This window comes from Stenotrophomonas sp. FW305-C-20-S1 (genome assembly GCF_058783335.1).
The window spans coordinates 24,174-47,967 of record NZ_JBYTEK010000015.1 but is presented as its reverse complement, the minus strand read 5'-3'; the positions used below and the strand labels follow the sequence as shown (position 1 = coordinate 47,967).

Sequence of the window (23,794 nt, the reverse complement as noted above, 5' to 3'; positions counted from 1 at the left end):
ATGAATGCGCGGCCGTGCTCAGGCACGGTCGAGCTGCTCACGCAGACGCTGTTCCTGCTGCTGTAATTCAGGGGTGAAGGCTTCGCCGAAGTCTTCGGCGGAGATCAACGGGCGCAGTTCGAGGGCACCGCCCGCGCCGAAGGGCGCACGGCTGGCCCATTCGGTGGCCTCGTCCAGCGAGCGCACCTCCCACAGCCAGAACCCGGCGATCTGCTCGCCGGCCGGGCCGAACGGGCCGCTCTCGACCCGGGGCGTACCACCACCGAAATGGACGCGCCGGCCGCGCTGGGTGGCATGCAGGCCTTCCCCGGCAAGCATGATGCCGGCGGCCACCAGTTGTTCGTTGTAGGCGCCCATGGTGGCCAGTTCCTGTTCGCTGGGCATGCGCCCGGCTTCGGAATCGGCATTGGCTTTGACGATCACCATCACTTTCATTGCGGTCTCCGCTGGGCTGCGGGTGCGTGCCCTTCCCTCTTACAACGAACCAGGGGCGCGAGGATCGACACCGTCGTGCAAATTATTTTTCCTGCGGAGAGCGTGCCTTCGGCGGGGATCGGCGAACGGCGGGGCCCCTCCGTGGTGGGGTTGGTTGGTCGTGAAGAGCTGCATCTCTGTGGGTTGGCCGGGCGAGTGGGCTGCGCAGGGGACGCCGTGAATACGTCCCTGTAGGCTCGGGCGCGCCATCCATGGCGCTTACGCCCCTGCGCAACCCACCCGCCCGGCCACGGACAGATTCCTGCCTCCGATCCACCACGGGAAGATCAGGAAAAAAAAGGCAGAAGCAACAGCAAAGGCGGTTGGCTGGCAGCCTCGGCTTTGCGAGCGAAGCGACCCGCTTTTGCCTTTGTTTGTGATTTTCCGTGGTAGACGCCGCAGGAAACTGTCCAGGGCCGGGTGGGTAGGCGGGGCGGGGGTGTCCGCGGCATGGATGCCGCGGCCAAGCCCCCAGGGATGGGTTCACGGCGTCCCCCGACCCGCCTACCCACCCGGCCAATCCCATGGCTCACGCTTGTGCTTGTGCTTCCACCACGGAGGGCCCCCGCCGTTCGCCGATCCACGCCGAAGGCGCGCTTCCCGCTCTGCCTTTCGCAGTGCAGCATGCCCCCGCGCAAACCTGCGCGATCATGGACCCCCGCCCCCGCCAGGACTCCGCCATGCAGCAGTACCTGCTTCTGATCTACATCGACCCGTCACTGCTGCGCACACTGCCCATCGACGACTTCAATACGTTGATGCGCGACTGCCTCGCCCATGCCGACAAACTGCAGGCCGAAGGCACGTTGCTGGCCGCGCAGAAACTGCAGCCGATCGAATCAGCACAGACCCTGCGCGTGCGCGATGGCCACAGCCGGGTACTCGATGGCCCCTTCGCCGAAACCCGCGAACTGCTGGCCGGCTTCAACCTGATCGTCGCTCGTGACCGCGATGAGGCCATGCGTATCGCCCAGGGCTTCCCGTGGGCGCGCTTCGGCAGCATCGAGGTGCGGCCGCTGGAAGACATGGACGCCGAGCGCGAACGCTGCGGCGCCCCGGCCGCGGCTACGGCAGCAGCCGTACCCTGATGTCGCGCGGGCCCACGCCTTCGTTGCCGCTGTAGTCGCGCGCACTGGCACGCACGATGTACTCGCCCGGCGGCAACGCCGCCGGCTGCCAGCGCCCGGTTTCCATCAGCCCATCGCGCACGGTGTTGGTCACCAGATAACGGAAGCGGGTGACCGCGCTGCCATGCACGGTGATGCCGCTGTCGGGTGCGTAAGCCACTTTCACCGCCTGCTTCTGCGGTGGCATGCGGTTGAAGACGATGTTCCAGCGCGGCTGCTCGTAGCCCTGCAGTGGCTGCCCGGCGGCATCGAGGATCTGGTAGCCCACCTGGTACGGCCCCAGCCGGCGACGCGGCAGGTTGTTGTCCACCTGGTCCCAGGCCTCCACCACGATCTGCACGCCGCGTCCCTGCCGGGCCAGCATCACCACGCCATCGCTGCCGGCGGCCAGTGGCTGGTCGTTGTCGTCCAGCAGCGCCACATCGGTGATGCGCGGCGCGAAGTGGTCGGCATAGTTCTTGAACCCCAACGCCACCGCATTGGTCTCGAAACCGCCATGGCCCACGGCCAGGTGCACGTGCGCCTGGTTGTTGATGCTGCCCAGGCGGTCGCCGACGTGGATGCGTGTACCACGGCGCACGCGGATGCGCTCCAGCGTGCCGTCTTCGGCGTACAGCGGCTGCCAGCGCGCGTCGAACGGTTCGCCGCGTGGCGTGCGACCGACGCGCATGTGGATGTATTTCAACCGGTCCACGGCCAGGCCCTCAGCCTGCCCACCGAGGCTCCAGGCGGCAATCGGGCTGCTGATCTTGCCCTCGGCGATCGCCAGCACGGTCTGGCCGACATCGCCGCGCACATCGAAGCCGCCGTGCAGGTGGTGGCGGCTCTCGCCCTGGAAGGTGCCGCGCACCTCGCCGAGCGTGCCGACCACTTCGTGCCAGCCATCCTGCGGTGCCAGTGGCCAGCGCCCGCCACTGTCCGGCAGCGCCGCATCCGAGGCCGGGCCCACCAGCGCCGGTGCGGGCAGTTCACCCACCGGCAACGGGCGCAGGCGATGCAGGCGATAAGCCGCGGAATCGGCCACCAGCAGGGTGCCGTCGGCCTCCACCGCCAGACCGCTGGGGCGCGCCAAGCGTGGCAGGCGGTCATTGCCCAGCAGTGCCAGCTGATGCCCCTGCGGGGTCACCTGCACGATGCGTCCATCCAGGTCACCCACGTACAGCACGCCGTCATGCGTGGTGGCCAGTGACAGCGGGCCATTGATGACCTCCCCGCGGCCAACGACGGTGCTGACCATGCCATCGGTGCCGACGCGACGCACTGCGTTGTTGAACAGATCGGCCACCAGCAGTGCGCCGTGCGCATCGAAGGCCAGCGCCACCGGCGTATCGAAACGAGCGTCAGCGCCAAGTGCATCGGCGAAGCCCGGGCGGTCGCCGCCGGCCAACGTACGCACGTTGCCATCGGTACCGATCACCCGGATGCGGTCATTCCAGGTATCAGCCACATAGACCTGTCCCTGCGCATCCACGGCGATGCCCATCGGCCCATCGAAGCGCGCCTGCGCGGCAGGACCATCGGCGAAGCCTTGCTGGCCACCGGCCAGCGTCGTCACCTGTCCATCGGTACTGACGCGCCGGATCGCATGATTGCCGGTGTCGGCCACATACAGGTTGCCCTGCGCATCGGCGGCAATACCCGAAGGCGTGTTGAAACTTGCCTGCAGGGCAGGCCCATCAACACGACCCTCGCCCTGCCCCGCTACCGTTTCAATACGGCCATCGGGCAGGCGGCGGCGAATGCGGTTGTTGTCACCGGCATCGGTGAAGTAGACGCTGCCATCGGCGCTGGCCAGCAGCGCGTAGGGGTCGGCAAAGCGTGCCTGTGCGGCGGCGCCATCGCGATCACCGGGATGGCCATCACCAGCCAGCAGTTCGATCTGTGCGGTCCAGCCCAGCGGCGTGGCGGCCGGACCACTCGCTACTGTCGGGCCCGATGCCGGAAACTCCCACCAGGTTGCCGCCAGCGCCACCGCTGTTGCCACCACTACGCCTGCCGCCATCCAATGCCGCCGTGCCATCGTTCCTGTTCGCCTGCCAGACCGTGAAGAGGGTCAGACGATAGTCGCTGCACTCCCGGCTGCCAAGGCCGCGCCGCAGCAAATGCGGGGGTGCTTGTGGTGGCAGCCCTTTGCGGGTTCAAATCAACGCACTTCGCATTCAAATCAACGCACTTTCCAAGGATGGATGCCGTCATGTCCCGACCTACCCTGCCTCTCGCCGCGCTGCTGCTCACCGTGCTGGCGGCAGCATCTGCACACGCCGTCGAGCCCCATCCCGAGGCGCCAGCGCAGGAGATTGCGGATACCCCCTTTTCCGCCTACCAGCAACGGTGGGAGTCGGCGTTGATGATGGCCGGCAGCGGCAACATGCTGGGTGCCATGATCGCGTTCGAACGGCTGATGGACGATCCGTTGTTCGCCCGTCTCGAGCCCGCCGTGCGTGGGCGCAACGCGCAGATCGCCGGTGCCACCGCGTTGATGCAGCATGCCCCCGGCGTTGCCCGCCGCTACCTGCAGCAGGCACTGACCGCGCTGCCGAACGACCCGGCCACGCTGGCCACCCTGGTATCGGTGGAACTGGCCGAGGACAACACCGCCGCCGCAACCCTCCACCTGCTGCAAGCGGCCACCCATGCAGATGGCCCCGTGCAGGTTGATACGCAGACCGTCAGCTACCTGCAGTACACGCTGCGTGCGCAGCCGGCTCAACGCATGGCCCTGCTGAAGAGCCTGTTCGACAACCAGTGGACGGGGGATGGCGTTGAACCCACCGGCCTCTGGCTGGTGCTGGCGACATTGCAGGTCGAGCACGGCCACAGCGCAGAGGCAGCTGCCACGATTGCCCGCATCGATACACCGTTGGAGGTGATCGCATTACGCAGCGACAAGCGCTTCGACCGCTACGTCGATCGCCGCGATCCGCGGTTCGATCCGCAGCAGGTGGCACAGCGCAAGCTGGATGACCTGCGCGTGTCGGGCCTGCTCGACCGCCGCTTGAATGCCAAGCTGGCTGCGTTCGGCTTCATCCAGCTGATGGTGGGCGAGAACGAGCAGATCGTGCAGTTCACCGATGACATGGCGCGGATGGTCAGTGCCGGCCAGCGTCCTGCGGGTGAGGAGGCAACGTGGCTGGCGTGGCTGCTGGACTACCGCACGCTGGCACTGCGCCGGCTGGATCGCATCGACGACTCGGTGGCGGCCGCACGACTGACCGATGCGGTCGGTGCCCTTGGCCCGGACGCGGCCGAGCACCGCATGAACCTGGCCTTCATGCTGTCTGCCACTGGCCACGAACGCGAGAGCGACACCCTGCTTGCCGGCATGGACGGGCTGTCGCCCTTCGGGCTGGCGGCGCGCGCCTACCTGACCTTCGTGCATGCGCGCGAGAACAACGATCCGGCGGCAGCGGCGGCGGCCCGCGCGGAAATCGCCAGCCACCGCAAGGACGCACCCCAGATCCATATGGAACTGCTGATTGAAGAAGGCGACATGGAGGCCGCCGCAGCCGCGCTGATAAGCCAACTGGAATCCGCAGAGGATCGCACCGACGCACTGCTCAGCCTGCAGGACATGCGCGTGTATCCCTCGCTGCCCGCGGAGCGGGTGGCCGACGAACGCTGGCGCGAACTGAAACAGCGTGCCGATGTGCGTGCCGCGATCAACCGCGTCGGCCGGATTGAGCGCTACCCTCTCTACAGCATTTCCACATCGCGCTGATCGCCGGTCATTTCGCCGGCACTTCGATACGGATGCCCATCGCTTCGCGGTAGCGCGTATACAGGGCCATCACCTTGTCCACGTAGGCCAGGGTTTCGGCATACGGTGGCACGCCCTTGTAGCGCGCCACCGCACCGATGCCGGCGTTGTAGGCCGCCGCTGCCAGCGGACGGTCGCCGTTGTAGCGACGCAGCAGCGCGCGCATATAGCGGGCGCCGCCGTCGATGGACTGCTGCGGCGAGAACGGGTCGCGCACGCCGTATTCCAGCGCGGTGTCCGGCATTAGCTGCATCACGCCCTGCGCGCCCTTGCTGGACACCGCCAGCGCGTCGAAATTGCTTTCGGCGTGGGCGATCGCCCGCAACCAGGCATCGTCCACGCCGGTGGCCTTGGCCGCCGCCTTGAACTGTTTTGCGTGCTGGGCCAGCTGGGGCTTGCCGACCTTGCCCAGGCCTTCATGCGCCGGTTCGCCCGGCGGTGTGGCCACGGTGAACTTCAGGAACACCCGTGAGCCGGGCAGGTTGCGGGTGGAGTAGACAAGCTTGCCGTCCTGCTCGCGCTCGTACAGCACGCCACTGAACACGCCCATGTTGCCCCACAGGTTGGGGGTCTGCACGGCGCTGTCGTCGATCTCCTTCGGCGTGCAGCGCGAGCCGGGCTCCGGTGCGGTGGCCAGGCTGACGGTGTTGCCCTGCACGCAGCGGTAGACCGTGCGCGCTGTCGCCAGCCCCGGCCACAGGCTAGACAGCAGCAACAGCGCGACGAGGGCGGGACGGAGGGACATGGCGGCGGGATGATCCGGCTGCGGCCGCTAACGCTGAGTGAATGGGGGTTCGGCCGGGCGGCGCCCGGCACCCGCAGACGCAACGGCGCCAGCAACAGCAACAGCAACAGCCGAAGCAACAGCAGAAGCTGGTTTCCTGAAGGTAGGCGGGGTGGGTCCGGTTGCGGGGGACGCCGTGAATACGTCCATGTAGGCTCGGTCGCCGCATCCATGCGGCTCACGCCCCCGCAACCGGACCCACCCCGCCTTCGACAGATTTCCGCGATCTGGGAACGGTGTTCTGTGCTGCTGTTGGTGGGTGTCGACCATGCGGCTGTTGATGGGTGTCGACCACGCGGCTTCTGGTGGGTGTCGACCTTGGTCGACACGTGTAGATCCACGCCATGCGTGGATGGGACTCGCCGAGGCCGCTCGATCTGTTGGCGAGGGTCTTGCTGACTACTGCGCCATCTCCCGCGGCTGCTGGTGGGTGTCGACCTTGGTCGACACGTAGATCCACGCCCCATGCGTGGATGGGGCTCACCGGGGCCGTTGGATCTGTTGGCGAGGGTCTTGCTGACTATCTCGCCATCTTCCGCCGCAGCCAATAACCGGCGCCCAGCAGCACGAACCACGCTGGGCTGGCGATCAGCGCCTGGCGGGTGTCGGCCTGCAGGCTCAGCAGTACCAGCACGGCGGCGAAGAACAGCAGGCAGGCCCAGCACATCGCCACGCCGCCGGGCATCTTGAAGATCGAGGCCGCGTGGCGCTCGGGGTAGCGGCGGCGGTAGACCATGTAGGCCACCAGGATCAGCGACCAGACGAAGATGAACAACACCGTCGCCAGGGTCGTCACCAGGGTGAAGGCGGTCACCAGGTTGGGGATCAGGTAGATCAGCAGGGTGCCGCCCAGCAGGCACAGGCAGGAAAACAGCAGGCCCCGTGCCGGCACTGCAGCGCGCGAGAGCTTGGACAGGCCACGTGGCGCGTGGCCTTCCTCGGCCAGGCCATACAGCATGCGGCTGGTGGAGAAGATGCCGCTGTTGGCCGAGGACGTGGCCGAGGTCAGCACCACGAAGTTGATCAGGCTGGCGGCGGCGGGAATGCCGGCCAGCACGAACAGCTGCACGAACGGGCTCTTGTCCGGCACCACCTGGCGCCATGGGGTCACCGCCATGATCGCGATCAGCGCCAGCACGTAGAAGATGATGATGCGCACGGGGATCGAGTTGATCGCCTTGGGCAGGTTGCGCTCGGGGTCAGCCGTTTCCGCAGCGGTGGTGCCCACCAGCTCGATGCCGACGAAGGCGAACACCGCGATCTGGAAACCGGCGAAGAAACCCACCAGGCCCATCGGGAACATGCCGCCGTCATTCCACAGGTTCGACAGCGATGCGGTGTGGCCGCTGGGCGAAGTGAAGCCCCAGGCCACCAGTCCAGCACCGGTGATGATCAGCGCGCAGATCGCCACGATCTTGATCAGCGCGAACCAGAACTCCATTTCGCCAAACAGCTTCACCGTCACCAGGTTCAACGACAGCAGCAGCATCACGCAGGCCAGCGCCGGTTTCCACGCTTCCAGTCCCGGGAACCAGAACTGCGCATAGGCGGCGATGGCGATCACGTCGGCGATGGCGGTGACGATCCAGCAGAACCAGTACGTCCACCCGCAGAAGAACCCGGCCCACGGCCCGAGCAGATCGGTGGAGAAATCGATGAAGGATTTGTACTGCAGGTTGGACAGCAGCAACTCGCCCATCGCCCGCATCACGAAGAACAGCATCGCGCCGATGATCAGGTAGACCAATACGATGGACGGGCCGGCCAGGCTGATGGTCTTGCCCGAACCCATGAACAGGCCGGTGCCGATGGCACCGCCGATGGCGATCAGTTGCAGGTGGCGGTTGGACAGGCTGCGGCGCAGGTGCTCGGGGGGCGTGGCGGGCTCGGTCATGGGCGCGGGAAGGGGGCGGGTGAAGCGTTCGACGTTAGTCCTCCCGCTGCCACAACGCCAGCGCCGGACGGCCCAGGGCCGTCAGCAAGTGTCACTTTCACCACAATGTGACCCGTTACCGCCTTTGTCCCATTCCGCCCAGCCCTGCGCCGTGTTCATATACCGCCATCGCCCAAGGACCGGCCCCGCCCATGTGCCCAGCCCTGCACACCTCTCTGGAGCCCCGGTCATGAGCCGACTGCGGGTCATCATCGGCGGCACCGTCCTGGCCGTGCTGGCCGCTGCAGTGCCGATCGCGGTCATGGTCTATGCCACCTGGGACCGTGCCGTAAGTGTCGAACAGCAGCGGCTGCATGCCATCGCCGAGCGCAGCCTGCGCCGTACCGAAGTGTCCTACCAGGAAGCACTGGCGGCATTGAAGTCGGCCGAGGCCACCGTGCTGCCGCCCTGCGGGGCCGAACACATCCAGCGCATGCAGACCCTGGTGATGACCACGCCGTCGTCGGACCAGATGGGCTACTTCGAGGGCGGCAAGCTGCGCTGCACGTCGTGGGGGCCGTTCCAGCAGGATGTGGACCAGCCCACGCCGGACCACGTCACCAGCGATGGTGCCGGCATCACCGTCAACGTGCGCCCCGAGGCGGCTGGCCGGCGGCCGATGCTGTCCATGATGTACGGGTCCTATGACGTGCTGGTCGACCCTCGGCGCTTCGTCGACGTCATCGTCGATCCGGACGTGCGGCTGGCCCTGGCAAGTCCGGATGGACGGCTGCTGACCCAGCAGGACGGCATGGACCCGGCCCTGCTGCAGCGCCTGCTGCGTGAGCCCGGCGAAGGCCTGGACCGCGACACCCTGTATGCCAGCGCGCGCAGCGGTGAATGGCTGGCAATCGCCACGGCGCCGCGCACCGCGCTGGCGGCCACGTTCCGGCAGCAGGCGTGGCTGTTCGTGCCCTTGGGCCTGCTGATGGCCGCCGCCGGTGCCGGGCTGGTGATCTGGCTGTCGCGACGACGGCTGTCGATGCGCGGCGAACTGGGCATCGCCATCCGCCGCCGCGAACTCTACCTGCACTACCAGCCCATCATCGAACTGGACACCGGCATCTGCGTCGGCGCCGAAGCGCTGGTGCGCTGGCAGCGCCCCGACGGCACGCAGGTGCGTCCGGACCTGTTCATTCCCTTGGCCGAAGAAGCCGGGATGATCGCCGCCATCACCGACCTGGTGATCGAGAACGTGGTTGCCGACATGCGTGAGCTGCTGGCCGAGGATCGCAGTGCACACATCGCGATCAACCTGGCGGCCGAGGACATCAGCAGCGGACGGGCGCTGAAGGTGATCTCGCAGCGCATGGCCGGCAGCGGCATCCTGCCGCAGCAGATCTGGCTGGAGGCCACCGAACATGGCTTCCTCGACATCGACCGTGCCCGCACCATGCTGGCCGCGGCGCGGCGCGCGGGCCACAGCGTGGCCATCGATGATTTCGGCGTCGGCTATTCCAGCCTGCAGTACCTGCAGCAGCTGCCGCTGGATGCGCTGAAGATCGACAAGTCCTTCGTCGATGCGATCGGCACCGAAAGCGCGACCAGCCCGGTCACGCCGCACATCATCGGCATGGCCCGCGAGCTGGGCCTGTGGGTGGTGGCCGAAGGCGTGGAAACCGAAGCGCAGCTGGCCTACCTGCACAGCCAGCACGTGCAGTTCGGCCAGGGCTGGCTGTTCTCGCGGCCGTTGCCGCGCGATGAGTTCATCGCCTTCCACCGCAAGCGCCAGCAGCAGTACGGCGCGGCGCGGGAGCACATGCAGAATCCGCGCAGCGTGCCGTTCGAGCGCGAGCAGGCGGGGGAGTAGCCGGCGAACGGCGCCGCCCCTCGTGGTGGGTCGCATAAAGCTGTTCGTGGGCTGGCCGGGCGGTACAGATCTCTGCGGCGTTCCACCACGTAAAAGAGAAGAGAAAAGCAACAGCGGGTCGCTGCGCTCGCGCGCGCTGTTGAGCTTCGGCTGGGGTAGTGCCGGCCGCTGGCCGGCAACCCCGTCTTCCTCGATCGACGCCTACGCCCAGGCCTTCGGCCGCGCCCACACCCACAGGCCGCACACCACCAGCAGCAGCAACGGCAGCCAGGCCAGGTGCTGGGCGCCGCTGGCCTGCAGCATCAGGCCGCCGCCCACGCCGCCGGCGGCGATGGCCAGGTTCCAGCCGGTCACCAGCATCGACTGCGCCAGGTCGGCGGCGGCACCGGCGCGGCGGGCCAGGGCGGTCTGGAACAGGGTGGGTACGGCACCGAACGCGACGCCCCACAGCATCGTCACCAGCAGCAGCACGCCCGGCACGCCTGGCCAAAGCAGCAGCGAAACCACCGCCATCACGAAGCCCACCACGCTGGCCCACACCAGCGCGCGCAGGTGGCGGTCCACGCCCCAGCCGGCGATGGCGATGCCCACGATCGCGGCAATGCCGAATGCCAGCAGCAGCCGGTCCAGCCACGCCCCGGCGCCGGCCTGCACTGCCAACGGCTCGATGTAGGTGTACAGCACGTTGTGCGCCAGCACGTACAGCACCATCACCAGCAGCGTGCTGCGGATGCCGGGCATGCGCCAGACCGACCCCAGCGACAGGCGCCGGCCTGCACCGGCCGCCGGCAACGCGGGCAGCGCCCATCGGGCGTAGCCGAGCAGCAGCACCGCCAACACGCTCATCAACGCGAACGCCCAGCGCCACCCGATCTGCTGGCCCAGCAAGGTGCCGGCCGGCACCCCCAGCGACAGCGCCAGCGGCGAGCCGATCATCGCCACCGCGATCGCCCTTCCCTGCAGTTCCGGCACCACCATGCGCGCGGCATAGCCGGCCACCAGCGACCACAACAGGCCCGCCCCCACACCCGCCAGGAAGCGCGCCACCAGGGTCAGCACGTAGTCGTGGCTCAGCGCGGTCACGGTGTTGACCACCATGAAGCCGGCAATCGCCGCCAGCAGCAGCGGACGACGTGGCAGGCGCTGGGTCAGCGCGGTCATCGGCAACGCAGCCAGCACCGAGCCCAGTGCATACACGCTCACCAGCTGCCCTGCGGCCGCGTCGCTGACGCCGAGGCTCTCGCCCATCAGCCGCAGCACGCCCGCTGGCAGCGTTTCGGTCAGCAGAGTGATGAAGCCACCACCGGCCAGTGCCAGCAGCCCGCGCCACGGCAAGCGCGTTGCTTCACCCGCCGGAGCCGCTGCATCGATTGCGTGGCCGCTCATCGCACCGTCTCCAGATCGGCGTACACCGCATCGCGCAGTTCATCGACAAACGCGCCATGCATGCCTTCGTACAGCGTGTTGGTCAGCGCGACCACGCTCAGGCCACGCGCCGGGTCCACGAACCAGCTGTGGCCGTAAGCACCGCCCCAACGCCATGTCCCTGCGGTCTGCGGTGTGCCGCTGGCCGCTGCATCACGCAGCACCGCAAAGCCGAGGCCGAATCCCCAACCCGGCGGATCAACCGGTCCCAGCTCGCCGACCTGCGGGGTTCCCATCTGTGCAACCACGCTGTCCGGCAGCAGCTGCGAGGCGCGCACATCGCGCAACGCTTCCAGCACGGCCATCACCTCATCGGCACTGCCCACCAGCCCCGCGCCTGCCGACGGATAGCGGTGTGAGTCGGTCGCCCGCGCCACGCTGTATTCGATGCCCACCGAGCCCTCGAACGCAGGCACCACCTCGCCCTCCCGCAACCGATGCGGCTGCGGCATGTCACTGACATACGGCGTGGCCAGACGACTACCCTCGGCGGTGGCGAACGCGGTGTCGCGCAGGCCCAGCGGCTGCGCCAGCAGCCGGTCGAACAACACCTGCAACCTTTCGCCGGTGGCCGCTTCAGCCACGGCGCCCGCCACATCCACGCCCAGCGAGTACAGCCACTGGCTGCCCGGCGCGAACAACAGCGGCGCCTGCGCGATACGCTGCACGTTCTGCTGCAGCGTCACCGGGTTCGCGTCCATGCCATCGCTCACACCCGCCTGCGCATAGGGCCCCTGGGCATCGGCTTCCAGGAAGCGGTAGCCCAGCCCACTGCTGTGGCTGAGCAACTGGCGCAGGCTGATCGGCGGGCGGCTGCCATCGGCGAGTGCCGGGCGGAACGCCGGCAACCAGCGCTGCACCGGCGCGTCCAGGTCCAGCACCCCGTCTGCTACCAGGCGCAGGATCACCGTGGTCAGCAGCGGCTTGCTCACCGAGGCCAGCCGGAACAGGTGGTCGCGGCGCATCGGCGTGTTCGATTCACGGTCGGCCAGGCCACTGGCGCTGGCGTGGCGCAGCACGCCGTGCTCGCGCACCAGTACCACCGCACCGACCAGGCGCTGCGGATGCACGGTCCGCAGCAGTGCGCTCACCGCGGGCAGCGCCGGTGCGGTATCAACAGGAAGGGCGAGTGTCATCGGGGTGATCCGTGGGGAGAGGCCCGCCACGGTAGGCAGCTCCGGCGCCGGCACAAAGCGGGGCGGGGCTCCGTGCATCATGGACCGCAAGGTCCGCAATCGGCATGATGCCCGGAACCACTGGGCCGCACCGCCCCGCCAGGCCCGCGCACCGCAGTGTTGCGCGGGCCACGTCAGCGGGCCGGACTGCCGCACCCTACCCTGCCCACTTTCGCAGCGACCTTCCCCATGTCCGTCCTCGACAACCTGGCCAACCTGCAGACCTTCGTCCACGCCGCAGACACCCGCAGCTTCGTCGACACCGGCCGCATGCAGGGCATCTCCGCCTCGGCCGCCGGCAAGTGCGTGGCCCGGCTTGAACACGCACTCGGCGTGCGCCTGTTCCACCGCAGCACGCGCAGCATCACCCTCACGGCCGAGGGCCAGCTGTTCCTGGCACGCTGCCGCCGCATCCTCGACGAACGCGATGCCGCACGCACCGAACTGGCCCAGCAACATGCAACCCCCAGCGGCACCCTGCGCATCAGCCTGCCGCTGGTGGGCGACCTGACCCTGCCGCTGATGGCCGAGTTCATGGCGGCCTACCCGGACATCCGGCTGGAGCTGGATTTCTGCGATCGCCTGGTCGATGTCATCGAGGAAGGCTTCGACGCCGTGCTGCGCGTTGGCGAGCCCAGCGATTCACGCCTCACCGCACGCCGCCTCGGGGTGTTCCCACGCCGCGTGGTTGCATCGCCGGCGTACCTGCAACGGCATGGCGTTCCACGCACGCCGGCCGACCTGCTGCAGCACCGCCTGCTGCACTACCGCTTCCCCAGCACCGGCAAGCTCGAGCCATGGCCCATCCTCTGGCCCGAAGGCGAAACGGCACAGGATCTGCCGGTGCACCTGGTCGCCAACACCATCGAAGCGCGGGTGGCACTGGCGCTGCGCGACGGAGGCCTGGCGTTCGTGCCGGTGCATTCGGTGCGCGATGCACTGGCCGATGGCCGGCTGGTCACCGTGCTTGAAGAGCACGTGCATTCCTGCGGCATCTTCCACCTGCTGTGGCCCTCCGGCCGCCACGTGCTGCCGAAGCTGCGGGTATTCATCGAATTTGTCGGCGCGCGGCTGGATACGGTGCCCTGACCCAGCGCCACGGCCGCGACCATTCAGCTCGCGGCGCTATACTGCCCGCTCATTCCCCACCGAGGCTCGCGACCAATGCGCCAGTGATGCCGCCGTCTTCGCACTAGACGGCCCGACTCTTCCCGCCCCTGCGCGCAGGGGAGAACCAGGCATCCATGGAGGTCGCATGACTTCGCATTCCCTCACGCTCGATCGCGTGTCGTATCGGTTGGCCGATGGCCGACCGTTGTTTTCCGATCTGTCCTTTTCCTTCGAACCGGTGGCCACCGGGCTGGTCGGCGCCAATGGCGCCGGCAAGAGCGTGCTCGCGCGCCTGCTCGCCGGCCAACTGTCGCCCGACGATGGCCGCGTGCACCGCAGTGGCCAGGTGTTCCTGTTGCCTACGCCGGGCTATCCGCCACGTGGCACGGTGGGTGAACTGGCCGGCGTCGGCGCCGAACTGGCGGCACTGGCGCGCATCGAAGCAGGCAGCATCGATGAAGCCGATTTCGCCTGCGTGGGCGACCACTGGAACCTGCGCGAACGCCTGCAGCAGCAGTGGCAGGCGATGCAGTTGCCGACCGACCTTGATCCGGCGCAGCCCGCCTCCCGGCTCAGTGGCGGCCAGGCGATGCAGGTGGCGCTGTCCGGTGCGTGGGCCAGCGGCGCGGACTGGCTGATCCTCGACGAGCCGAGCAATCATCTCGACGCCCGTCATCGCCACCAGCTGTACGTACAGCTGCAGCAGTGGCAGGGCGGCCTGCTGGCCATCAGCCACGACCGTGGCCTGCTCGCGCAGATGGCGCAGATCGTCGAACTGGACGCGCACGGCCTGCATCGTTACGGCGGACCGTGGCAGCACTATGCCGACACACGCGCCGCCGAACGCGAGGCCGCCGCCGCGCAGCTGGAGCATGCCCGTGCCCAGCACCGGCAGCAGCAACGCAGCGCGCGCGAACAGAACGAGCGCCAGCAGCAGCGGCAGGCACGTGGCAACCGCGAAGCGCGCGAGGCCAACCAGGCACCGATCCTGCTCGGTCGGCAGAAGCAGCGCGCCGAAGCCAGCCACGGCCGTGCGCAGCAGATCCAGAGCGACCGCCTGCAGGCCAGCGCGGCGCAGGTGCGCGCCGCCGCTGCGGCAGTACACGTGGCACCAGAACTGGCGTTGTTCAGTGGCGAGAGCGAGCGTGGCCAGGCCCGCCTGCTGCAGGCCCACGATCTGGTGCTGCCGCATGGCTGCAACGCGGCGCTGCAGCTGGAGATCCGGCGCGGCCAGCGCATCGCCGTGGTGGGCGACAACGGCAGCGGCAAGTCGACGCTGCTGCGCGTGCTGGCCGGGCAGCTGGCGGCGCGCAGCGGTCAGGTGCAGCGGCATGCGCCGCTGGCCCTGCTCGACCAGCAACTGCTGGGGCTTGCAGGTGAGCAGAGCATCCTTGATGCCGTGTGCGCTGCGAATCCCGCGGCCGATGCGGGTGAACTGCGTACGCGTCTTGCCCTGCTGGGCCTGGATGCGCAGCGCGTCCAACGCCCGGCCAGCAGCCTCAGCGATGGCGAGCGGGTGAAAGGGGCACTGGCCAGCGTGCTGTACGCCGATCCTGCCCCGCAGCTGCTGTTGCTGGACGAGCCGGGCAACGCCCTGGACCTTGCCGCGCTGCAGGCGCTGGAAGAATTGCTGGCGGCGTGGCCGGGGGCCTTGCTGATGGTCAGCCATGACACCCACCTGCTGCAGGCGCTGCGGCCAACGCAGGTGCTGCAGGTCGGTGATGCAGGTTGGCGGTGGCGCGATGCGTTGTAGGGCCGAGCAGGTGCTCGGCTCCTGCAGGCATTCATCCACGCATGGCGTGGATCTACTACCAGCCTCTCATCCACGCATGGCGTGGATCTACTGCCAGCCTTTCATCCACGCATGGCGTGGATCTACTGCCAGCCTCTCATCCACGCGTGGCGCAGACGCATCAACGCTTCCACACCGGGAACGCCTGCGGCATCTGCTGCCACAGCAAGGGCCCGGCCTGCAGCTCGGTGTCGTTGAGCAGGCACGCATCCAGCGTGGCACGCACCACACGCTCGTCCATGTGCACGCCGATCACCACCAGTTCCTGCCGGCGGTCACCCCACAGCGGATGCCAGAGGCGTGCCATCGCCGAGTGCGCGGCCGCGTCCGGGAATTCCCGTACGTCCGGCAGCGGCGCGCTCCAGCAGTCGGCCTGCTGCCGGGCCCAGCCCAGATCGCTGTAAGGCAGCGGCGTTGGCGGCAGCAACGGCGTGGTGTCCTCCTGGCCGGCGCGCACCCGCTCGCGCGCCGCATACCAGAAGCCCGCCGCCTGGGTGCGTGTGGCCGCGCCCACACTGTTCAACTCACCCACCCAGTCCATGCGGTTGGCCAGCCAGAACCAGCCCTTGCTGCGGATCACCCCGGGCATGCCGTGCTGCAATGTGCGCGCGAAACGGGCGGGATGGAACGGCCGCCGTGAGCGATAGACGAAGCTGCCGATGCCGTACTCCTCGGTTTCCGGCGTGTGCTCGCCACGCAGTTCCTTCACCCAACCGGGGGCCTGCTGCGCGCGCTCGAAATCGAAGCGACCGGTATCCAGCAGCTCGGCAAGCGGCACGTCGCCGAAACTGGACAGCAGCAGCTTCGCGTCGCGATTCAAGCCGCGCAGCACGGCCAGCGTGTCCTGCAGCACTTCGTCGTCCACCTGGTCCACCTTGCTGACCACGATCACATCGGCGAATTCCACCTGCTCGCACAGCAGGTCGACCACGCCACGATCATCATCCGGCCCCGCCTGCTGGCCACGCTCGGCCAGGCGCAGTGTCGAACCGAAATCGGCCAGGAAGGCACTGCCATCCACCACCGTCACCATCGTGTCCAGCCGTGCGATATCGCTCAGGCTGAAGCCGTGTTCGTCGCGCACCGCGAAGGTGGCCGCCACCGGCATCGGCTCGCCGATCCCGGTCGATTCGATCAGCAGGTAGTCGTAGCGGCCGCTGTCGGCCAGGCGCCGCACCTCCTGCAGCAGATCGTCGCGCAGCGTGCAGCAGATGCAGCCGTTGCTGAACTCCACCAGCGTCTCTTCGGTGCGACGCAGTTCGGCGCCGCCATCGCGCACCAGCTGCGCATCGATGTTGACCTCGCTCATGTCGTTGACGATCACCGCCACCCGCAGGCCATCGCGGTTGCGCAGGATCTGGTTGAGCAGGGTGGTCTTGCCGGCACCGAGGAAGCCGGAAAGCACGGTGACCGGAAGGCGGCGGTCGGCGCGGGAAACAGTGTTCATGTCGGAGCGGGCTGGCTGCGGAATGGAAATGTTACTGTATAACAATTGTCGCGCAAGGAATCCTCCCCGCATGAAGTCGCCCTCTGCCGCCCTGCTTGATGCCGGCGCCGTCGCCCTGTCCAGCCTGTGCCTGCTGCATTGCCTCGCGCTGCCCCTGCTGGCGGCCGCACTGCCGCTGTTCGGCGTCTGGGGCGAAGCGGAGTGGGTGCACCTGGTCTTCGTGGCCATCGCCCTGCCAATCACCGGCTTGGCCCTGTGGCGCGCCGAACGCCGCCAGCCGCTGCCTGCGCTGGCATGGCTGAGCGCGGGCATGGGCCTGGCGCTGTTGATGGCCGGGGCGCTGGCACTGCCCTCGCACGCCTGGGAGACCCCGCTGACGGTCACCGGCAGCCTGCTGCTGGCCGCCACGCACCTGTGGAACGCGCAGCACCGGCACCGCAGAAGCTAGTGCCGGCCGCTGGCCGACAACTGCAGGCATCGTCCGCAGGTCATGAGGTTGCCGGCCAGCGGCCGGCACTACCCAGCTATTTGCCGTAACGCCGCAGCAGTTCCACCAGTACCTCGGCTTCGGCCGCCCGTTGCGCCGGGTCGTCCGCGCCCACCACGTGTTCCTGCAGATGCTCGTGCAGCAGTTCCATCAGCAGGCTGTGGGCAGCGCCACGCACGGCCGCCACCTGCACCAGCACATCGGCGCAGTCGCCTGCCTCGCCCTCGGGCGTGTTCAATGCCTGTTCCAGCGCCGCCACCTGCCCGCCGATGCGACGCACCCGGGTCAGCAGCTGCTTTCGATTTCTGTGTACATGGGCCATCGCGGGATCATATACCCTATGGGGGTATCCACCCAAGCCTGACCGCCGCCATGCACCTGGACGCCCTCGCCGCCGCCCGTCGCCACGAGCACCGCTTCGACGACGGCAATCCGCTGGCCGAACGCAACACCCGCCGCGCGATGTGGCTCACCGTCAGCATGATGCTGGTGGAGATCGTCGGTGGCTGGTGGTTCAACTCCATGGCCGTGCTGGCCGACGGCTGGCACATGAGCTCGCACGCGCTGGCACTGGGCCTGTCGGTGTTCGCCTACCGCTGCGCACGGCGCTACGCGCACGATCCGCGCTTCGCCTTCGGCACCTGGAAGATCGAGATCCTGGCCGGCTATACCAGCGCCATCGCCCTGCTCGGCGTTGCCGCGCTGATGGCCGTGCAATCGCTGGAACGCCTGTGGGTGCCCGCGCCCATCCACTACAACGAAGCCATCGCCATTGCCGCGGTCGGCCTGGGTGTGAACCTGCTGTGCGCGTGGTGGCTGCACGACAGCCCCGGCCACGCCCATCACCACCATGGACACGGGCACGACCATGGCGATCATCATGGTCATCACCACGATCACGACCACGACCATTCCCACGGCCACGACCTCAACCTGCGGTCGGCCTACGTGCACGTGCTGGCCGACGCCGCCACCTCGGTGCTGGCCATCGTCGCCCTGCTGGGCGGCAAGCTGCTCGGCCTGACCTGGCTGGATCCGGTGATGGGCCTGGTCGGCGCGGTGCTGGTCACCGTCTGGGCAATCGGCCTGCTGCGCGACAGCGGCCGCATCCTGCTCGACGCGCAGATGGATGCGCCGGTGGTGGCCGAGGTACGCGAAGTGATCGAGCAGGGTCCGTGGCCGGCACGCCTGGCCGACCTGCACGTGTGGCAGGTGGGGCGCGGCAAGTACGCCGTCGCCGCCAGCGTGGTCACCAGTGATGCCACGCTCGATCCGGACACCGTGCGCCAGGCGCTGGCGATCCACGAGGAACTGGTGCATGTCACCGTGGAGATCCACCGCAGCGCGTGACGCCAGCAGGGCGACGGTTCTTGCCGAAAATCTGTACCGGCCACGGCTGCGTGCTGCCTACACTGGCCGCACCTGCCCCGTCGGGACATCCCATGCGCACGCTCCGCCTGCTGCTGCCCGGTGCCCTCCTGCTGCTGGTGGCCTGTTCCGGCGACACCCAGCTGCCGTTCTCCTCCGACCCGATGCTCGGCTGCTTTGCCACCAGCCCGCGCAAGTCCGCCGAGTTCCGCATCGAAAAGGAAGCAAGCCAGTACTTCGTCTCGTTCGAACGCGATGGCCACTGGCAGCGCGAACCCAATGCGCTGTACAAGGCCAGCCGCAGCGACATCCAGCAGTACTTCCGCGATGACGCTGACCAGATCGACAGCGCGCTGATCCGGATGGCCGGCGGCTTCGGCATCTTCCGCGTCAAGGACGGCGCCACGCTGAAGGCCCGGGCACGCGACAGCGACTACATGGCGCTGCTGCTGATCGGCGCCGGACCGGTGTATGCGGTGAAGTGCCAGTAGCGGCCACATTGCAATTCTTCCCATGGCCTCAGCGATGCCGCTGGCACACGCTGCCGGTTTCGAGGAGGAATTCCGATGACCGTTCTTCTCCTGCTGGCCGCAATCGTTGCAAAGACCCAGGGTGCTTACGACGAGGTGCGTGAGACCGCTGATGGCGAGATCCTGGTGATGCGTACCTTCGACTGGGAGATCGAAGGGCAACGCGCCGAGCGCGTAACCGTGCACTGGCTGCTGCAGGAAGACGGCAGCATGCGCTACGACTTCGACCGGCAGCCAGCCGCCACCCAGGATGTCCATCGCCGTTCGTGCGCGTTGCGGGGAATGCAGCCGTCGCGAGGCGTCGGCCTCATCTCGGGAGAGGGAACCATCCACGGATTCAGCTGCACCGACCTGCGGTAGCGCCGCGTCCATGTCCGGCTCGGCTGCACAGCGCCTGCGGTACCATGCCCTCCCCCGAATCCTCCCGCTACCCACCGTGCCCCACTACTCCGGCCCCCTGCTGACCCGCGACAGCGCTGACACCCTGCGCCGTGCCCACGACAAGGGCGCCACCGAGTGGTCGGGCTCGCTCGATCTGGGCCGCAGCGAAGCGGCGGTACAGCTGGATGCCGAGGGTTTCACCTTCCGCGGCCAGCACTATCCGTGGCCGGGCAAGCTGAAGGACCGCACGCTGTACTACTGGGATGGCGAGGAGTTCTGCTCCATCTCCCGCTTCAGCGGCTCGCTGATCAAGCTGGTGCCGACCGAGTGGGGCGCACCGACCTTCGAGATCGACGGCATCAAGATGCTGCCGACCTCCAAGCTGTCGCCGTTCGAGGACGCGCGCCGCAAGGTCGAGCTGGTCGCCCCGGCGGGCAAAAGCCTCCTCGATACCTGCGGTGGGCTTGGCTACTTCGCCGCCTGCGCACTGGAGGCCGGCGTCGGCCAGATCCGCTCGTTCGAGAAGAACGCCGACGTGATGTGGCTGCGCACGCTCAATCCGTGGTCGCCCGATCCTGACTCAGCCGCCGCGGGCGGCCGCCTGCACTTCAGCCACGGCGACGTCTCGCAGCAGATCGAACAGGTCGCCAGCAACAGCGTCGATGCGATCCTGCACGACCCGCCGCGCTTCGGCATTGCCGGCGAACTGTACTCGCAGGTGTTCTACGACCATCTCGCCCGCGTCATCCGCAAGGGCGGTCGCCTGTTCCACTACACCGGCGCGCCGAACAAGCTGACCAGCGGCCGCGACGTGCCGCGCGAAGTGGCCAAGCGCCTGGAAAAGGCCGGCTTCAAGGCCGAGCTGGCGCTCGATGGCGTGCTGGCCGTCAAGCGCTGAGGCTCACTCGCCTTCCACCTTGGCCAGCTTCATCACCCACTTCGGTACTTCCGGCTCGCCGGCGTAGAACGCCTTGGGCTTGTTCTCGGCCATCGCCCAGCGGTGCAGCCAGCTCGGCCCATAGCGACCACTGTAGCCCTCGGCGCCGCGCGCATAGGCGGGGTCGCGCACGGCTTCTTGCAGCGACACAAAGCGATAGCCACGGCGCTTGGTGGCCGCCACCAGCTCGGCGAACGTCGCCGCGTTGAGCTCGTTGGCATGCATCAGCCACACCTGCGGCACCGCATACCCCAGCAGCGCCTGTGACTGCTGCTCGTAGTAATCCACCTTGTTCAGCATGTACGGCACATAGCCCTTGCGCAGGCTCGCCAGCGTCGCCTCGCGCTGCGGTGAATCGGGCTGCTCGTTCATCACGTTGGCATAGGCGAAGGCCCACACCCACTCACCGTTGTCGACCGTCACCGGCGCCACGCGGTAGCCGTGCTGCTTGAAGAACACGTCCATCGCCACGCGGTCTTCCGGCGTACGGCCCGCACGCAGGTAAGGGTGGCGCATCCATTGCGGCGTCTGCCCACGCTCGGCCAGCAGCGGCCGCAGCACCTGCTCGCCGCGCAGGAAGTCCTGCTGGAACGCCGGCACGCCTTTGGCGTTGAGGTCCATGTGCGACCAGGTGTGGTTGCCGAGTTCGTAGCCGGCATCCAACCAGTCGCGCAGCATCTGCACGCGCGCCGGCTGCACCTGGCCATCCACTTCCAGCTTGTTTTCGTTGACGAAGCCCACCACCGGCACATCGGCCTGGCGCAGCTGCGCCATCAGTGCGGCATGGCGTGCCTGCAGATCGGCCGGCACGATCTCATCCAGGCGCGCCCACGGCAGATCGTCAATGGTCACCGCGATGCGCCGATCGACTTCGGCAGCGTGGACAGTCAATGACAACAACAGCAACGGCAACGCACGCAGGAACAGACGCATCGGTACATCCATGGGACCAGGATGCAGCGACTGTAACGCGATTGGGCCTTGCCGCCGAGTGTGGACCCGGCCGCAGCGCCAGAGCGGGTCAGTCGGCGATGTACTGCGGCTGCACGTGGTCGGTCAACCAGACACCATTGGCCGAGCGGTGGAATACGTGCCCATCGGCATGCATGCGTCCGGCGTGCACGCTGAGGATCACCGGCGCACCGCGGCGAGAACCGACCTGGTGGGCCGTCTCCCGGTCCAGTGACAGATGCACGTGATGGCGCTCGCCCGCATGCAGGCCCTGCTCGCGGATCGAGCCGACGAAGCGCGGCACCGTGCCGTGGTACAGCCACTGCGGCGGCGCCACCGGCACCAGTCCAAGATCGACCGCGACCGAATGCCCCTGGTTTGCGCGGATACGCTGGCCATCATCGCTCAGTGCAAAGCGTTGCTTGTTGCAGCTCGCCACGATGTGCTGCAGTCCGCCACGGTCGAGCGCGTGCCCGTGTGCAGCCAGCTTCTGCAGCAGTTCGTCGACGTTGGCCCAGCCCTGGCCGTCCAGGATCAACCCGATTTTCCCGGGTTCATGGCGCAGCACCAGGCTGAGGAACTTGCTGGTCTGCTTGGTTGAGGTTTCCGTATTCATCTGCATAGCGTGCCGCAGAAGCACCGGTCGATGCCAGTCAGCGGCCCGCGCTGGCGTCAGAACCGGGTCAGCTGCGAGGTGGTGCGCCACAGCCAGAGCCCAACCACCATCGCGGCCAGCAGCAGTCCACACAGGATGATCGCCAGCGCGTCAGGCGCGTGCGGCGGCATCAGGTCGGCCCTGGCGAAGATCTGCAACAGCCATCGCCGCATCGAGGACGGGAGCGCATGTCCGTCTGGTGTCAGGTCTGTCATGCATGCTGCAGGCAGCGCAGTGGTGATGCCCGCCCAGACATGCTCATACAGTCGAAGCATCACGCTCGCCAGCAGCAGCGCCGCCGCATGCAGGGCAAGCAGGCCCCAAGCGCTGCGGCGCAGCGGTGCATCTACATGGCGCAGCCAGTGCACGCAGACCAGCAGCGTACCCAGCAGGGCCAGCACCAGCGTTGCCATCGGCAGCCAGCACAGCGGCTGCCAGTCGTCCAGCGCGCCGGCACGTGCCAACAGCTGCTCGGCAACCAGCATCCGGGCAGCAGGATCGGCGCCGCCGCAGGCCAAAGACAGGGGCTCCAGCAGCAAGGCCACGCGCTGGTGGAAATGGCCTGCGGCCAAGCCCACCGACAGCAGCGCCAGCACCTGCAGCAGCAACAACATCAGGCCGGCGCCAAAGAAGCGTCCGAGGCGGGCAGTGAAGGCGGTCATCGACGTAGTCCCAGCGAGTGACGCGCATGCTAGCCAAGCCAACGGCCGCTGTCGGCTGGCAGATGCGACACGCCCCTGGAGGATGCGCGATCATGTCCACTCCTTCAGGAGAGCTGGCGATGGTAGGGCTGTATCTGCTCGTGCGTACCCTGCTGCCGGTTCTGCTTGGCGGGTTGGTTGCGATGCTCGGCGCACGCGTGATCAATGCGCGGCTGGCCCGCCTTCCGCCGCGCGTGATTGCGCTGCCGGATGAAAGCCTGCTGCCCAGCCCCGCAGCACAGCGACGCTATCGCCGCCTACGTCGGCGCAGACCGCATCTGCAGAGCTTCACCGTGCCACCCAAGGTACCGCGCAGCTGGGTCCTGCTCGCGGCAATGGCGTTCATCGGCACGGTGGGCCTGACCGTCTACCTGATGCCCGATGGCCCCCGCTTCCAGGTGCTGGTCGAGAGCACCTTGGGATATCCCTCTACCGTCATCGAGGTCCGCGCGCCCATGCAGCAGCAGCTGCACCTGCTGGACGCCTGCGCACCTGTGCTGCATCGCACTGTCCGCCCCATCACCATGCGCTACCGCAGAGCCCGTACCGGCAATCCGGTCGAGGTGCACGGAGTGCTGCCGGTGCAGGTGCGGCACCGCGGCACGCTGCTGCAGGTGGCCACGGCGCAGCCGGTGGATGCGGCCCTGCTGCGCGACGCACTGTACAAGTGCAGCGCATCGTCCAACGTTACGCTGACGATACAGCCGCGCACCGTCGCGCCATGGCGGGAATGGGGTTGGCAGCCGTGGCCGGGGCGCAACAGCCAGTAAGGCTTCAACCGCGCGGCAGTTTCGCCGCCCACATGTTGTCCACCAGGTTCGGGTAACGGCGCCCGTTCTCCTCTGCCCGCTGCCGCGCCGCTGCCTTCTGCGCCTCCGTCAGCGGCTGCGTCTTCTGGCCCTTCGGGTTGGGCTTCTTCCAGGGCGGCGTGCGGGCAGTGGGCATGTGCG

At 67.9% G+C, this 23,794-nt stretch carries 23 protein-coding genes; 11 read left to right on the top strand and 12 right to left on the bottom strand.

Going from position 1 to position 23,794, the window contains the following annotated elements; all coding sequences use genetic code 11:
* Positions 1–18 precede the first annotated feature (18 nt).
* Positions 19–435, bottom strand: coding sequence for a YciI family protein (locus AC3WTC_RS10320; RefSeq protein WP_117309414.1), 417 nt, complete (start codon positions 433–435; stop codon positions 19–21).
* A 719-nt stretch (positions 436–1,154) separates the two neighbouring features.
* Here AC3WTC_RS10320 and AC3WTC_RS10315 point away from each other — a divergent pair.
* Positions 1,155–1,562: a YciI family protein gene (locus tag AC3WTC_RS10315; RefSeq protein WP_025879187.1), complete on the top strand. Its 408-nt coding sequence runs from the start codon at positions 1,155–1,157 to the stop codon at positions 1,560–1,562.
* On the opposite strand, the gene AC3WTC_RS10310 is transcribed toward AC3WTC_RS10315, so the two are convergent.
* On the bottom strand, positions 1,540–3,621 hold the full coding sequence (locus AC3WTC_RS10310; RefSeq protein WP_492711386.1) for an SMP-30/gluconolactonase/LRE family protein: 2,082 nt from the start codon (positions 3,619–3,621) through the stop codon (positions 1,540–1,542). The genes AC3WTC_RS10315 and AC3WTC_RS10310 overlap by 23 nt on opposite strands.
* A 174-nt stretch (positions 3,622–3,795) precedes the next feature.
* Between AC3WTC_RS10310 and AC3WTC_RS10305 the strand changes: the two genes are divergently transcribed.
* Entirely contained in the window at positions 3,796–5,319 is a 1,524-nt protein-coding gene (locus AC3WTC_RS10305; protein WP_492711385.1) for a hypothetical protein, read from the top strand.
* 7 nt (positions 5,320–5,326) lie between these two features.
* On the opposite strand, the gene AC3WTC_RS10300 is transcribed toward AC3WTC_RS10305, so the two are convergent.
* The gene (locus AC3WTC_RS10300) at positions 5,327–6,103 is read right to left on the bottom strand and encodes a lytic transglycosylase domain-containing protein (protein ID WP_492711384.1); all 777 of its coding nucleotides are present in this window, start codon (positions 6,101–6,103) and stop codon (positions 5,327–5,329) included.
* A 559-nt stretch (positions 6,104–6,662) separates the two neighbouring features.
* Positions 6,663–8,036, bottom strand: a complete 1,374-nt coding sequence (gene cycA / locus AC3WTC_RS10295; RefSeq protein WP_140228218.1) for a D-serine/D-alanine/glycine transporter — start codon at positions 8,034–8,036, stop codon at positions 6,663–6,665.
* A gap of 229 nt (positions 8,037–8,265) precedes the next feature.
* On the opposite strand from cycA, the gene AC3WTC_RS10290 reads away from it, so the two are divergent.
* Positions 8,266–9,885 carry an EAL domain-containing protein gene (locus AC3WTC_RS10290; RefSeq protein WP_025879192.1) on the top strand — a complete coding sequence of 540 codons (1,620 nt, stop codon included), beginning with the start codon at positions 8,266–8,268 and terminating at the stop codon, positions 9,883–9,885.
* A 201-nt stretch (positions 9,886–10,086) separates the two neighbouring features.
* On the opposite strand, the gene AC3WTC_RS10285 is transcribed toward AC3WTC_RS10290, so the two are convergent.
* Together AC3WTC_RS10285 and AC3WTC_RS10280 are read right to left on the bottom strand one after the other, a co-directional pair.
* Positions 10,087–11,271 (bottom strand): MFS transporter, encoded by a 1,185-nt coding sequence (locus tag AC3WTC_RS10285; RefSeq protein WP_492711383.1) that lies wholly within the window; start codon positions 11,269–11,271, stop codon positions 10,087–10,089.
* Positions 11,268–12,446: a serine hydrolase domain-containing protein gene (locus tag AC3WTC_RS10280; RefSeq protein ID WP_140228220.1), complete on the bottom strand. Its 1,179-nt coding sequence runs from the start codon at positions 12,444–12,446 to the stop codon at positions 11,268–11,270. The genes AC3WTC_RS10285 and AC3WTC_RS10280 overlap by 4 nt, the downstream gene beginning before the upstream one ends.
* A 228-nt stretch (positions 12,447–12,674) precedes the next feature.
* Between AC3WTC_RS10280 and AC3WTC_RS10275 the strand changes: the two genes are divergently transcribed.
* Both AC3WTC_RS10275 and AC3WTC_RS10270 read left to right on the top strand, forming a co-directional pair.
* A complete protein-coding gene (locus AC3WTC_RS10275) occupies positions 12,675–13,574 on the top strand; it encodes a LysR family transcriptional regulator (RefSeq protein ID WP_492711382.1) in 900 nt (299 codons plus the stop codon).
* Between the two features lie 166 nt (positions 13,575–13,740).
* Complete coding sequence (locus AC3WTC_RS10270; protein ID WP_492711381.1) at positions 13,741–15,348, top strand: ATP-binding cassette domain-containing protein; 1,608 nt, start codon at positions 13,741–13,743, stop codon at positions 15,346–15,348.
* A gap of 160 nt (positions 15,349–15,508) precedes the next feature.
* On the opposite strand, the gene AC3WTC_RS10265 is transcribed toward AC3WTC_RS10270, so the two are convergent.
* The gene (locus AC3WTC_RS10265) at positions 15,509–16,834 is read right to left on the bottom strand and encodes a GTP-binding protein (RefSeq protein WP_492711380.1); all 1,326 of its coding nucleotides are present in this window, start codon (positions 16,832–16,834) and stop codon (positions 15,509–15,511) included.
* 70 nt (positions 16,835–16,904) lie between these two features.
* Here AC3WTC_RS10265 and AC3WTC_RS10260 point away from each other — a divergent pair, with 70 nt between their 5' ends.
* A complete protein-coding gene (locus tag AC3WTC_RS10260; RefSeq protein WP_492711379.1) occupies positions 16,905–17,282 on the top strand; it encodes a MerC domain-containing protein in 378 nt (125 codons plus the stop codon).
* Positions 17,283–17,358: 76 nt separating this feature from the next.
* Here AC3WTC_RS10260 and AC3WTC_RS10255 read toward each other — a convergent pair whose 3' ends face one another.
* On the bottom strand, positions 17,359–17,643 hold the full coding sequence (locus AC3WTC_RS10255; protein ID WP_032975559.1) for a metal/formaldehyde-sensitive transcriptional repressor: 285 nt from the start codon (positions 17,641–17,643) through the stop codon (positions 17,359–17,361).
* A 50-nt stretch (positions 17,644–17,693) separates the two neighbouring features.
* On the opposite strand from AC3WTC_RS10255, the gene dmeF reads away from it, so the two are divergent.
* The 4 genes from dmeF to AC3WTC_RS10235 all read left to right on the top strand — a co-directional run bounded on the left by dmeF (position 17,694) and on the right by AC3WTC_RS10235 (position 20,498).
* The gene (gene dmeF, locus AC3WTC_RS10250; RefSeq protein WP_154879227.1) at positions 17,694–18,671 is read left to right on the top strand and encodes a CDF family Co(II)/Ni(II) efflux transporter DmeF; all 978 of its coding nucleotides are present in this window, start codon (positions 17,694–17,696) and stop codon (positions 18,669–18,671) included.
* A gap of 92 nt (positions 18,672–18,763) precedes the next feature.
* The gene (locus AC3WTC_RS10245; protein ID WP_025879201.1) at positions 18,764–19,180 is read left to right on the top strand and encodes a hypothetical protein; all 417 of its coding nucleotides are present in this window, start codon (positions 18,764–18,766) and stop codon (positions 19,178–19,180) included.
* 75 nt (positions 19,181–19,255) lie between these two features.
* Positions 19,256–19,579 carry a hypothetical protein gene (locus AC3WTC_RS10240; RefSeq protein WP_263930232.1) on the top strand — a complete coding sequence of 108 codons (324 nt, stop codon included), beginning with the start codon at positions 19,256–19,258 and terminating at the stop codon, positions 19,577–19,579.
* A 76-nt stretch (positions 19,580–19,655) separates the two neighbouring features.
* Entirely contained in the window at positions 19,656–20,498 is an 843-nt protein-coding gene (locus tag AC3WTC_RS10235) for a class I SAM-dependent methyltransferase (protein WP_099782633.1), read from the top strand.
* A 3-nt stretch (positions 20,499–20,501) separates the two neighbouring features.
* Here the strand turns inward: AC3WTC_RS10235 and AC3WTC_RS10230 are convergent, their stop codons facing one another.
* The 3 genes from AC3WTC_RS10230 to AC3WTC_RS10220 form a co-directional block, all read right to left on the bottom strand.
* The gene (locus tag AC3WTC_RS10230) at positions 20,502–21,470 is read right to left on the bottom strand and encodes a polysaccharide deacetylase family protein (RefSeq protein ID WP_059065825.1); all 969 of its coding nucleotides are present in this window, start codon (positions 21,468–21,470) and stop codon (positions 20,502–20,504) included.
* 88 nt (positions 21,471–21,558) lie between these two features.
* Positions 21,559–22,104 (bottom strand): RNA 2'-phosphotransferase, encoded by a 546-nt coding sequence (locus AC3WTC_RS10225; RefSeq protein WP_431601587.1) that lies wholly within the window; start codon positions 22,102–22,104, stop codon positions 21,559–21,561.
* 56 nt (positions 22,105–22,160) lie between these two features.
* Positions 22,161–22,805, bottom strand: coding sequence for a hypothetical protein (locus AC3WTC_RS10220; protein ID WP_025879206.1), 645 nt, complete (start codon positions 22,803–22,805; stop codon positions 22,161–22,163).
* A gap of 92 nt (positions 22,806–22,897) precedes the next feature.
* On the opposite strand from AC3WTC_RS10220, the gene AC3WTC_RS10215 reads away from it, so the two are divergent.
* Complete coding sequence (locus tag AC3WTC_RS10215; protein WP_158684094.1) at positions 22,898–23,614, top strand: hypothetical protein; 717 nt, start codon at positions 22,898–22,900, stop codon at positions 23,612–23,614.
* 4 nt (positions 23,615–23,618) lie between these two features.
* Here AC3WTC_RS10215 and AC3WTC_RS10210 read toward each other — a convergent pair whose 3' ends face one another.
* A complete protein-coding gene (locus AC3WTC_RS10210; RefSeq protein WP_099782623.1) occupies positions 23,619–23,789 on the bottom strand; it encodes a hypothetical protein in 171 nt (56 codons plus the stop codon).
* Between the last annotated feature and the right edge of the window lie 5 nt (positions 23,790–23,794).